The sequence below is a fragment of the Phytobacter sp. MRY16-398 genome (assembly GCF_003925915.1).
In the GTDB taxonomy this organism is placed as follows: Bacteria; Pseudomonadota; Gammaproteobacteria; order Enterobacterales; family Enterobacteriaceae; genus Phytobacter; species Phytobacter diazotrophicus.
Map to the genome: position 1 here is coordinate 5,343,698 of NZ_AP018756.1, position 12,000 is coordinate 5,355,697.

Genomic DNA, 12,000 nt, shown 5'->3' on the forward strand with positions numbered 1-12,000 from the left:
TCAGGAGGACATATGAAATTCTTAGAGAATATCCCGTCTTACCTGTTTTTCACCGGTAAGGGAGGTGTAGGCAAAACTTCGATTTCCTGCGCAACGGCTATACGTCTGGCTGAACTGGGAAAGCGTGTTCTGCTTGTCAGTACCGACCCGGCTTCCAATGTCGGTCAGGTATTCGATCAGACTATCGGTAACACTATCCAGCCCGTGACTGCTGTGTCTGGTCTTTCGGCTCTGGAGATTGACCCGCAGGACGCCGCCCAGCAATACCGCGCCAGAATCGTTGACCCTATTAAAGGTCTTTTGCCTGATGACGTTGTTAACAGCATCAGTGAACAGCTTTCAGGAGCTTGTACGACAGAGATCGCTGCATTCGACGAGTTTACTGGCTTACTGACTGACGCTTCTCTGCTGACCCGCTTTGATCACATCATTTTTGATACTGCCCCAACTGGCCACACTATTCGCCTTCTTCAGCTTCCCGGAGCCTGGAGCAGCTTCATCGAAAGTAACCCGGATGGTGCTTCCTGTCTTGGTCCAATGGCTGGGCTGGAAAAACAACGCGAGCAATATGCTCATGCGGTTGAGGCATTATCCGATCCTGAACGAACTCGCCTTGTGCTGGTCGCGCGATTGCAAAAATCAACACTGCAGGAAGTCGCTCGTACTCATGACGAATTATCAGCTATTGGCCTTAAAAATCAGTATTTAGTCATTAACGGTGTCCTGCCTGCGAGCGAAGCAGAACGTGATGCACTGGCCGCTGCAATATGGCAACGGGAGCAAGAGGCGCTGGCAAATCTTCCTGCCGGGTTATCTGATTTGCCGACAGACAACTTATACCTGCAGCCGCTGAACATGGTTGGTGTATCCGCATTGAAAGGCCTGCTCAACGAACACGCTGAGATAACATCGCTTCCTGAACAAAGCCCACAGAACAAGCCAGAGAATATGTCGTTGTCTGTCCTGGTTGATGATATCGCCCGCAGTGAACACGGTTTGATTATGCTGATGGGCAAAGGTGGTGTGGGCAAAACCACAATGGCTGCGGCTATCGCCGTCAGTCTGGCGGATAAGGGTTTTGATGTGCATCTCACCACCTCAGATCCTGCTGCACATCTCAGTACAACGCTCAATGGCAGCCTCAAAAATCTGCAGGTCAGCCGAATCAACCCTCACGATGAAACTGAACGCTATCGTCAGCATGTTCTTGAGACGAAAGGCAGGGATCTGGATGAGGCTGGGAAACGGCTGCTCGAAGAGGATTTACGTTCTCCTTGCACAGAAGAGATTGCGGTGTTCCAGGCGTTTTCACGCGTAATTCGTGAAGCTGGCAAACGGTTTGTGGTCATGGATACGGCACCTACCGGGCATACGCTATTACTGCTTGATGCTACCGGGGCTTATCACCGTGAGATTGCCAGGAAGATGGGGGATAAAGGTCATTTTACCACTCCGATGATGCAGCTTCAGGACCAGGAACGTACCAAAGTTTTGCTGGTCACTCTGCCTGAAACCACACCTGTACTGGAAGCGGCAAACCTGCAGTCCGATCTTGAACGTGCGGGGATTCATCCCTGGGGCTGGATTATCAATAACAGCCTTTCGATTGCACAGACGCAATCGCCGCTGCTTTGCCAGCGCGCCCTACAAGAGCGTCCTCAAATCGAGGTTGTGAAAAACCAGCATGCAAGCCGCATAGCGTTAGTACCGGTAATGGCTGCAGAGCCCACTGGCATCGAGAAACTCAGAGAGCTGGTTGTTTAATTTTTTTTGTATATACAGGGCGGCAAAGCCGTCCTGTCTGGAGGATTTATGTTACTGGCAGGCGCTATTTTTGTCCTGACCATCGTTTTGGTTATCTGGCAACCGAAGGGATTAGGGATCGGCTGGAGTGCGACGCTGGGCGCGGTACTGGCGCTGATCTCTGGCGTAGTCCATTTTGGTGATATCCCTGTAGTGTGGAATATTGTCTGGAATGCGACGGCGACCTTTATTGCCGTGATTATTATCAGCCTTCTGCTCGATGAATCGGGCTTTTTCGAATGGGCGGCGCTGCACGTTTCACGTTGGGGTAACGGTCGCGGGCGTTTGCTGTTTACCTATATCGTTTTGCTCGGCGCAGCGGTGGCGGCACTGTTTGCCAACGATGGTGCGGCATTGATTCTGACGCCAATTGTTATCGCCATGCTGCTTGCATTAGGTTTCAGCAAAGGCACTACGCTGGCATTTGTCATGGCCGCCGGGTTTATTGCCGATACGGCCAGTCTGCCGCTTATCGTGTCCAACCTGGTTAACATCGTTTCTGCAGACTTCTTTGGGCTGGGTTTCACTGAGTATGCGTCGGTAATGGTGCCGGTGGATATCGCAGCCATTATCGCCACGCTGGTGATGCTGCATCTGTTCTTCCGCAAAGATATTCCGCCAACTTACGACCTGGCTCTCCTGAAAGCACCGGCAAAAGCGATTAAAGATCTGGCAACCTTCAGAACCGGCTGGATAGTGTTGATCCTTCTTCTGGTTGGCTTTTTCGTCCTTGAGCCGTTGGGTATCCCGGTCAGTGCGATTGCTGCTGTAGGGGCTGTCATTCTGTTTGCGGTGGCGAAGCGAGGCCATGCCATTAACACTGGCAAAGTGCTTCGCGGTGCGCCATGGCAGATCGTCATATTCTCTCTGGGAATGTATCTGGTGGTCTATGGTCTGCGTAATGCCGGACTAACAGAATACCTCTCCGGTGTGTTGAACGTGCTGGCAGATAAAGGACTTTGGGCCGCGACGTTTGGTACTGGCTTCCTGACGGCTTTCCTCTCTTCCATCATGAACAATATGCCTACCGTGCTGGTTGGTGCTCTCTCTATTGATGGCAGCACTGCAACAGGCGTTATCAAAGAGGCGATGATTTTTGCCAACGTGATTGGCTGCGATCTTGGACCGAAAATTACACCTATTGGTAGCCTGGCAACGTTGCTCTGGCTGCATGTCCTTTCACAGAAGAACATGACCATCACATGGGGATACTATTTCCGCACCGGGATCGTCATGACTCTGCCTGTGCTGTTTGTAACGCTGGCCGCGCTGGCGCTACGTCTCTCTTTCACTTTGTAATGAGATACTGATATGAGCAACATCACCATTTATCACAACCCAGCCTGCGGCACGTCGCGTAATACGCTGGAGATGATCCGCAACAGCGGTATCGAGCCGACCGTTATTCTTTACCTTGAGACTCCACCTTCACGCGATGAGCTGCTCAAACTCATTGCGGATATGGGCATTTCCGTCCGGGCTTTGCTGCGTAAGAACGTCGAGCCGTATGAGGAACTGGGTCTTGCAGAAGATAAATTTACTGACGACCAGCTCATCGACTTTATGCTACAGCATCCGATTCTGATCAACCGTCCGATCGTAGTGACGCCACTGGGAACTAAACTTTGCCGTCCTTCAGAGGTTGTTCTCGATATCCTTCCAGATGCCCAGAAAGCGGCTTTCACCAAGGAAGACGGTGAAAAAGTCGTTGATGATTCAGGTAAAAGACTGAAATAAAGACGAAGGGGGCATTTGCCCCCTTCATTATTACTTCGCCATTTCTTCCAGCAGGTCAATACCAACCGGCTCTTCGCTCTGTAGCGCTGTTAATGCAATACGCTTTGCATACTGCTCTTCCACATCAGAGATGAGAGGCAGCTCGCGGTTCGCCCTGATCTTCAGGAAAGGCGAAGACGGTTGAGCAGCTGCCAGGCTGTTATTAACGACCCATGCCCACGGCTCGATGCCAGCTCGGCGTAGATCCTGCTGCAGGTTAGCGGCTTCCAGTACAGGTGTCGTTTCGGCAAGCGTCACGATAATCACCTTCGTCTTCTCCGGGTCTGCTGCTTTTTCGCTATCACCTGTCTTCGATGTCAGAAAGCGAGAGAATTCGGCTTCATGCTGTCGCCAGAACACACTCATGCAATTGTTGAATGCCTTTACATCACTCATGTTCGTCCTCAAATTTTGCTCAGATTAACCCGGCTCTCATCTTCCAGAATTTTATAAACAGTGGAACGGGCAATACTGAGCCGGCGGGCAATATCTGTTGCACCAGTTCCCTGCTGATGAAGTGCCAGTACACTATTTCTGTCGATGATGCGCTTTCGGCCAAACCGGATACCTTTCAGCCTGGCCTCCTGCCGTCCTTCGTTCGTACGCTCCAGAATCCTCCTGCGTTCGGCCTGGGCTACAGCTGAAAGAATGGTCACAACCATTTTCCCCATTTCACCGTCGGTGCTGATCCCGTCGTCTATGAATCGGACCGCGACTCCCTGAGCGTCGAATTCTTTTATCAGTTGGATCATATCGGCAGTGTCGCGGCCAAGCCGGTCGAGTTTCTTCACCAGGATGACGTCACCTTCCTCCACCTTCATTCGCAGCAGATCCAGTCCTTTCCTGTCGGTAGAACTGCCGGATGCTTTGTCGGTAAATATGCGACTGGCTTTCACCCCCGCCTCTTTAAGCCCCTTGATCTGAATATCGAGGGACTGCTGGCTTGTTGATACCCGTGCGTAACCAAAAAGTCGCATAAAAATGTATCCTAAATCAAATATCGGACAGTGGGTGTCTGTTATAACAAAAAATCGATTTAATAGACACCTAGACAACACCATTTTAGTGTGTCCGAGAATTTATAATATTTCGGACGGTTGCGAAATTGTTAATTCATGACCATCAGGCAGGGAGGCCGGTATGCCCGTCGATTTTCTGACCACTGAGCAGGAACTGAATTATGGTCGCTATGTTGCAGAACCCAATGACGTGCAGCTGGCGCGCTATTTTCATCTTGATGAGCGGGATCTTGCCTTCATTAACCAGCGGCGGGGAAGGCATAACCGGCTGGGAATTGCGCTTCAGCTCACCACCGCCCGTTTTCTGGGCACCTTTCTGACAGACTTAACCCGGGTTCTGCCAGGTGTTCAGCAATTTGTCGCGGTGCAGCTTAATATTCGCCGTCCGGAAGTCCTTACCCGCTACGCAGAACGGGTTACCACCCTCAGAGAGCATACTGCGCTGATTAAGGAATATTACGGTTACCATGAATTTGGCGATTTCCCCTGGTCTTTCCGCCTGAAGCGCCTGCTGTACACCCGCGCATGGCTCAGTAATGAGCGACCCGGCCTTATGTTTGATTTTGCCACCGCGTGGCTGCTTCAGAATAAGGTCCTGCTGCCCGGAGCAACCACACTTGTACGTCTCGTCAGTGAAATACGCGAACGGGCAAATCAGCGGCTGTGGAAGAAACTGGCCGCGTTGCCGGACAGCTGGCAGACCGCCCGCGTGACGGAGCTTCTGGACATTCCTGAGGGGCAGCGTACTTCACCGCTGGAGCAACTGAAAAAGGGACCGGTCACCGTCAGCGGCCCGGCATTTACCGAAGCGCTGGAGCGGTATATCCGGCTGCGAAACCTGGAATTTTCCCGACTGAATTTTACCGGTCTGCCTGCTATACAACTGCGTAATTTGGCCCGTTACGCAGGCATGGCGTCGGTAAAATATATCGCGCGAATGCCACAGCAGAGAAAACTGGCCGTACTCACAGCATTCGTTAAAGCGCAGGAGACTGCGGCGCTGGATGAGGCCGTTGATGTGCTCGATATGCTGATACTGGATATCACTCGTGCGGCGAAGAAAACGGGGCAGAAAAAACGGCTCAGGACGCTTAAAGATCTTGATCGTGCTGCGCTAATATTGGCGCGGGCATGTTCATTGTTGCTGGATGAACAGGCTGACGATGCTGAACTGAGGGAGACCATATTCAACAGCATACCGAAAAGCAGGCTGGCAGAATCCGTCAGCAAGGTAAATGAGCTGGCCCGGCCTCAGAACAACAATTTCCATGACGAAATGGTGGAGCAGTACGGGCGGGTAAAGCGCTTTCTTCCGGCGGTATTGCGCGACCTGCATTTCCAGGCAGCGCCAGCCGGAGAACATACGTTGTCCGCCATTCATTATCTGACCGAACTGAACGGCTCGAAAAAGCGCATCCTGGACAATGCGCCTGAACATATTATTACCGGCCCCTGGAAACGCCTGGTATACGATGCGGAGGGCCGGATACAGCGTGCCGGTTACTCGCTTTGTCTGCTGGAGCGCCTTCAGGATGCACTACGTCGAAGGGACATCTGGCTCGAAAACAGCGATCGCTGGGGAAATCCCCGCGAGAAGCTGTTGCAGGGGGAAGAATGGCAGGCTCAGCGGGTCCCCGTTTGCCGGGCGCTGGGACATCCCACTGATGGACATAAAGGCGTGCAACAGTTGGCGGTCCAGCTAGATGAAACCTGGAAAACCGTCGCATCCCGCTTTGAAGGAAATGCGGAGGTTCATATTTGCCATGACGGTAAACATCCTTCCCTGACTATCAGCAGCCTGGAGAAACTGGAGGAGCCAACATCGTTGCATCGTCTCAACAGTCGGGTAAGGCTGCTACTCCCGCCAGTAGATTTGACGGAACTGTTGCTTGAAATAGATGCCAGAACGGGATTTACACGTGAGTTTACGCATGTCAGTGAATCCGGGGCCCGGGCACAGGATCTGCACATCAGCCTGTGCGCGGTCCTGATGGCAGAGGCCTGCAATATCGGGCTGGAACCGCTGATAAAGCACAATATACCGGCGCTGACGCGCCACCGGCTTAGCTGGGTAAAACAGAATTACCTCCGGGCAGAAACGCTGGTCAGCGCCAATGCCCGCCTGGTTGATTTTCAGTCCACACTGGAGCTTGCTGGCCGCTGGGGTGGTGGCGAAGTGGCTTCAGCTGATGGCATGCGCTTTGTCACGCCGGTGAAAACCGTCAATTCAGGACCTAACAGAAAATATTTTGGTTCCGGACGTGGCATCACCTGGTACAACTTCGTCTCTGATCAGTACTCTGGATTCCACGGCATCGTTGTCCCCGGCACATTACGAGATTCCATTTTTGTGCTGGAAGGCCTTCTGGAGCAGCAGACAGGGCTGAATCCGGTTGAGATCATGACAGACACAGCCGGTACCAGCGACATTATTTTTGGCCTCTTCTGGCTGCTGGGATACCAGTTTTCCCCCCGGCTTGCCGATGCCGGTGAAGCGGTATTCTGGCGAGTGGATAAATCGGCAAATTACGGTGCACTGGACGAACTGGCACGTGGTTGTGCCGATCTGTCGAAAGCCGAGGATCAGTGGGATGAGATGATGCGAACCGCCGGTTCGCTGAAACTGGGCACCATTCATGCTTCAGAACTCATTCGCTCTTTGCTGAAAAGCTCGCGCCCATCAGGGCTGGCACAGGCGATCATGGAAGTGGGGCGCGTCAACAAGACGCTGTACCTTCTTAATTATATTGATGATGAGGATTATCGTCGGCGGATCCTGACGCAGCTAAACCGGGGGGAAGGCCGCCATGCTGTGGCGAGGGCGATCTGCTACGGGCAGCGCGGTGAGATCAGAAAGCGCTATCGTGAAGGTCAGGAAGATCAGCTGGGGGCACTGGGCCTGGTCACTAACGCAGTGGTGCTGTGGAACACACTTTATATGCAGGAAGCCCTGAGCTGGATACGCAGTAATGGAGAAGAAATCGGGGTTGAAGATATCGCCCGGTTGTCCCCACTGATGCACGGGCATATCAATATGCTGGGGCATTATACGTTTACGCTACCGGAGGATATTTTGAAGGGGGAACTGAGAGAACTAAATTTCAATTTAAACAATGAATTAACTTCTTAGCGTACGTTTTCGTTCCATTGGCTCTCAAACCCCATCTACGAAAACGATAGTGTTTTCTCATCCAGGCTCGATTTTTTAGCATATCTGATTGTCCACTGCATTTATTATGGTATTTTAATCCTCTTTTTAAGAGTATAGCAGAGAATATATTCACCAATTCTATTGTTCAGTTGGATATATAGTTTTTAACAATGGTTATGGAGAACCATAATGGAAATGAATATTACGGGTGTCAACGCAGGCGTAATACGTAACAATGACGAGTTTCTTGCCGTCGCGCTAAAACTAAACATTAAAAAGAGTGACACGAAGCTGCTTTTCTTTCCGGCTTTGACTTTACGCGATCTTTTTGTCGCCATGGAATATCATCTCTCTAAGCAAAAAGAACTGGACGGTACTCAACGGGATGATTTCATCGCAGCGCAAACTGCGGTAACCAAAGCAATGCACGCCCATATTCCTGAGTTAAAAAGGGAAGAACTGGAAAATGCAGATATAAATTATCGCGTAAATGCCATTGATAATTTCACCTACGATGAAGGGAAACTCATTTTCACGTTGCAGTTACATAATAATGAAAAGTTCACCTTCGAAGTTCATGAGCTGCAAATAGAGTTACTTACCCATGTTTTAATACATGCCATTAATAACGCTGGTATGCGCGACCTGGCATTGCGTATCTCTTCGTTACTGGATTTTCTTCCACTATATGATGTTGATTGCCAGCCTGACGGTAAGATGATCTACGATACCTATACCCAGCCAGAGTGGAAAACGGCATTGTTTGATCACTATTTAATTCTTCTGTACCACTATGCCGAGACAAAGAAAAAATCCACTTTCTGCGGTACGGTGATCAAAACCAGAAGCCTTCCCGATACTCCTGAAACCCAGGCGATCGCCAAAAGACTGTTGGCTTTCAGCCCTCGGCTGGGAAAACTCGCCAGTAAAGCCTGTCAGGTACACATTCAGGCTATTAACGTGCAAGAGGGTGAACCGCTTAATCTGGATAGATGCATGCATACGCTGAACCAGATACGCCATCAGGTCACGGTGAAACCATCGGTAAAAAAAGCCAAAAAATAATATAGCGAAAACGCTGCCACGATATTCCGTGGCAGCGTTGGAATTACCGGCACCTGAACAAAAGGTGCGACGCTATTACAGTAAGGCCCTGCTTTAGAACGTCTCCCAACCCGCATCATGGCCTGCAGCCGCAGACACAGGGGACATTTTAAGAGGACGTTTAGGGGCTTTGGCCGCAGCCGCCGCCGTTTGTACCCCAGGTAAACGGAATACATCAACCAGTTGTTGCAGCTTGACCGCCTGATCTTCCAGACTTCCCGCAGCAGCAGACGATTCCTGAACCAGAGCGGCGTTCTGCTGTGTTGTCGTGTCCATTTCAGACATGGCCTGAGCAATCTGCGCAATACCCCGATTTTGCTCGTCAGACGCTGCGGCAATTTCCTGCATCAAATCTTTAACCTGGGTAACGGAGTGAACAATCCCACTCATACTTTCACCCGCCAGATCGACCTGTTTTGCACCTTCTTCTACAAAATGAACTGACTCGCCGATGAGCGCTTCAATCTCTTTTGCAGCCTGTGAGCTGCGCTGAGCTAGTGAACGAACCTCTCCGGCAACAACGGCAAACCCGCGCCCCTGGTCGCCCGCACGCGCAGCCTCAACGGCGGCATTGAGCGCCAGAATATTGGTCTGGAACGCGATACCGTTAATAACGGTGGTAATTTCAGAGATGCGGCGTGAGCTTTCGATAATATCTTTCATCCGGCTCACGGCATTACCCACAACAATACCCCCCTGACTCGCCGTATCGGACGCGGTAACAGCCAGCAAACTCGCCTGTTGGGCGTTTTGCGCGTTCTGTTTTACCGTCGAGCTCAGCTCTTCCATACTGGCCGCAGTTTCAACAACGGCGGCAGATTGTTGTTCAGTACGCGCTGACAGCTCATCATTGCCTAAAGAAATTTCGTTTGCCGCAGTATTTACCGAAGCAGAAGCATTTCTCACCATACTGAGGGATTCCGCCACCCGCTCAACGAGATGGTTAAATGCCGTGATGGCATGGCCAATTTCATCCTGGCGGCCGGCCGGCAGATTTTTGCTGAGATCAAGGTCTTCACTGATCTGCACCATGCCATCTCTCATGGCATTTAAACGGCGACGAATATTTAAAACCGTAAGCAGACCAAACAGCCCAAGAAGAATGGTGGCAGCCAGCGTTGCGCTCACTGATAAAATCAGAGCTTTGCTAATAAGCGATTTACTGGCCGCATTCGCCTGTACAACTAAAGAGGTGTTGTAGTCAATCTGGTCATTAAAATCAGCAAGTAATGCAGCAATTTTTTCTGCGATTAATCCGCCTTTTTGCATGCTTTGGATAATCGCCTTGCGGTCATTCGATTCTGATATTTTAAAATATTGGTCCATTGCTCCGCGGAACGCCTGTAAATCCGCCAGTGTTTTATTGCTCAGTTCTACGTCACGCGGGTCAGAAGCTAATTCTTTAAGATAGTATTGATGTTTTGCAAGGAGCTCATCATAAATTTTATTGGCACTTTGTTTAATGACATCCATTTGCGCCTGGTCTTCGGTTAAACCATGCAAATAAAGTTGCGAACGAACACCTGTAGCCTGAATCATTTCCTTATTCATTGTCGTCAGGCTGGGAAGAATATTTTCCTGGAAATAATTAGTGTCCTCACTAATTTTTGATAAAGAAATCATTGCAATGATATTCGTGCCAATCAAGCTAATGATAAGTAGAGAAAAAGCGAGTAATAACCGTTTGGTGATGTTCATCATACCTCTCCAATTTAACTTTAGTATCTTTGATATATCATGATGAATAACCACCATGAGGGAGAGTCCTTTCACACTTCGGTTTTATTTATCGGAACGCTTTATTAAAACTTTAGCGTTAAGTTAACTTTTACTTTACGAATTGAAAAAAAGATGTGAAAACTCTCACACAAGTGAAAGCTTAAGAAATCTTAATATACGTGGGGAATAAAAATAAAAGGCGTTCGATTTTAATTTATAAACCAATAAAAAATATGATTAAGAATTAAACAGTTACGATTAAAACGTGAGTTTAGAAAAATAATATGAATAATAAAACATACAGACAACATCAGGATCACTGCTCCCATTTATAAATGGGAGCAATGCAGTTTACGTTACTGCGGGCATTTATAAACCTGACCGGTCATTTCGCTGGCTGTCGGCACGAAGCTGGACATAAAGCCTTGTGTCGGGCTGGAGACGCTGAACAGCACGTTGCCGCCCATTTGCGCAGCCTGGTTACGCAGGTCGTTAGCCGCACCGCGCATTGAACCACCCTCTTCGCCATGCTGGCCAGAAAGCCAGTTGCTTTGTTTACCCGTTGCGGTACCCAGATACTGACAGTTTGCTGCAGGTTTATCTTCTACGAAGCGAACATTCTGCCCGCCCGAAGAAAGCTCATTACCGGCGCTACAGCCTGCCAGTAACAACGTTGCGCCGACAATCCCTGCTAAATATTTAACGTGCATGTTATTCCCCACAATCAATGAGCTGGACGTCTTGCGTCCGTGTCTGAATCTTATACTAAAAAGATGACCAAAAGAAAAACCCCCGGCCATTTCTGCCCGGGGGTTTCTCATTTTTAGCGAGATGCTTATTTAATCGAATAGTTCAGGTTGCAGGCAGGCGGCAAGTCCATTCATCCCCGGGAGCTTACATAAGTAAGTGACTGGGGTGAATGAGCGCAGCCAACGCACCTGCGGCTTGAAGTATGAAGATTAAATGTCGGGTAGCAGCAGCGCATTACTGCGCCGCCGCCCCCTAAGAACCGTACGAGCGAGTTTCCCCGCATACGGCTCAAGCCTTAATAAGTTCAACCGACGGGTTGAACCGGCGGCGATGGTTAGTTTTTATCCTTGGGTGGACATGGATCATTGCCGTATGAGTCTTTAGCACGGATTTTTCCATCTCACCCATGAATAACTAATTCGCTTTCTTGGTTCTTCGCGATCTTCCTTGCTGCATCAATAGCTTCTTGCTGCGTTGCATGATGCGAAGTGTCCTTAGTGTTGTTTTCACCACGAACTGCCCAACCATCATCCCGTTTCACTACATGTTGATCTTTACCCATGATTACAGCTCCATCCTCCAACCAGATAATTACCTAGTATCCTCTGGAGAATAGAGAGGGATACAGGTTGTTATTCCATCCATAACGTACAACCCAACCTATATGAATTCCTTATT

Annotated in this window: 9 protein-coding genes and 1 pseudogene; 5 read left to right on the plus strand and 5 right to left on the minus strand. The window is 49.8% G+C overall.

Annotation, left to right across the window (positions count from 1 at the left end; genetic code table 11):
* Positions 1 to 12 precede the first annotated feature (12 nt).
* From arsA to arsC, 3 genes are read left to right on the plus strand one after another with little or no spacing between them, the layout of a single operon-like run.
* Positions 13 to 1,764, plus strand: a complete 1,752-nt coding sequence (arsA, locus tag MRY16398_RS26100) for an arsenite efflux transporter ATPase subunit ArsA (RefSeq protein ID WP_001556710.1) — start codon at positions 13 to 15, stop codon at positions 1,762 to 1,764.
* 48 nt (positions 1,765 to 1,812) lie between these two features.
* Positions 1,813 to 3,102, plus strand: coding sequence for an arsenite efflux transporter membrane subunit ArsB (gene arsB / locus MRY16398_RS26105; protein ID WP_000922630.1), 1,290 nt, complete (start codon positions 1,813 to 1,815; stop codon positions 3,100 to 3,102).
* 12 nt (positions 3,103 to 3,114) lie between these two features.
* Complete coding sequence (gene arsC / locus MRY16398_RS26110; protein WP_000065758.1) at positions 3,115 to 3,540, plus strand: glutaredoxin-dependent arsenate reductase; 426 nt, start codon at positions 3,115 to 3,117, stop codon at positions 3,538 to 3,540.
* Between the two features lie 30 nt (positions 3,541 to 3,570).
* On the opposite strand, the gene MRY16398_RS26115 is transcribed toward arsC, so the two are convergent.
* Positions 3,571 to 3,975, minus strand: a complete 405-nt coding sequence (locus MRY16398_RS26115; protein WP_004118313.1) for an ArsA-related P-loop ATPase — start codon at positions 3,973 to 3,975, stop codon at positions 3,571 to 3,573.
* An 8-nt stretch (positions 3,976 to 3,983) separates the two neighbouring features.
* Positions 3,984 to 4,556 carry a recombinase family protein gene (locus MRY16398_RS26120; RefSeq protein WP_001556711.1) on the minus strand — a complete coding sequence of 191 codons (573 nt, stop codon included), beginning with the start codon at positions 4,554 to 4,556 and terminating at the stop codon, positions 3,984 to 3,986.
* A gap of 163 nt (positions 4,557 to 4,719) precedes the next feature.
* On the opposite strand from MRY16398_RS26120, the gene MRY16398_RS26125 reads away from it, so the two are divergent.
* The gene (locus MRY16398_RS26125; protein WP_001556712.1) at positions 4,720 to 7,728 is read left to right on the plus strand and encodes a Tn3 family transposase; all 3,009 of its coding nucleotides are present in this window, start codon (positions 4,720 to 4,722) and stop codon (positions 7,726 to 7,728) included.
* A 210-nt stretch (positions 7,729 to 7,938) separates the two neighbouring features.
* The gene (gene yjeJ / locus MRY16398_RS26130; RefSeq protein ID WP_039077844.1) at positions 7,939 to 8,814 is read left to right on the plus strand and encodes a YjeJ family protein; all 876 of its coding nucleotides are present in this window, start codon (positions 7,939 to 7,941) and stop codon (positions 8,812 to 8,814) included.
* Between the two features lie 93 nt (positions 8,815 to 8,907).
* On the opposite strand, the gene MRY16398_RS26135 is transcribed toward yjeJ, so the two are convergent.
* The 3 genes and pseudogenes from MRY16398_RS26135 to MRY16398_RS26145 all read right to left on the minus strand — a co-directional run.
* Positions 8,908 to 10,554 carry a methyl-accepting chemotaxis protein gene (locus MRY16398_RS26135; RefSeq protein ID WP_284700457.1) on the minus strand — a complete coding sequence of 549 codons (1,647 nt, stop codon included), beginning with the start codon at positions 10,552 to 10,554 and terminating at the stop codon, positions 8,908 to 8,910.
* Positions 10,555 to 10,928: 374 nt separating this feature from the next.
* A complete protein-coding gene (locus tag MRY16398_RS26140) occupies positions 10,929 to 11,282 on the minus strand; it encodes a DUF4156 domain-containing protein (protein ID WP_039077845.1) in 354 nt (117 codons plus the stop codon).
* Between the two features lie 443 nt (positions 11,283 to 11,725).
* Positions 11,726 to 11,884, minus strand: a pseudogene (locus tag MRY16398_RS26145) (DUF2188 domain-containing protein); the annotation flags it as partial.
* Positions 11,885 to 12,000: the final 116 nt, after the last annotated feature.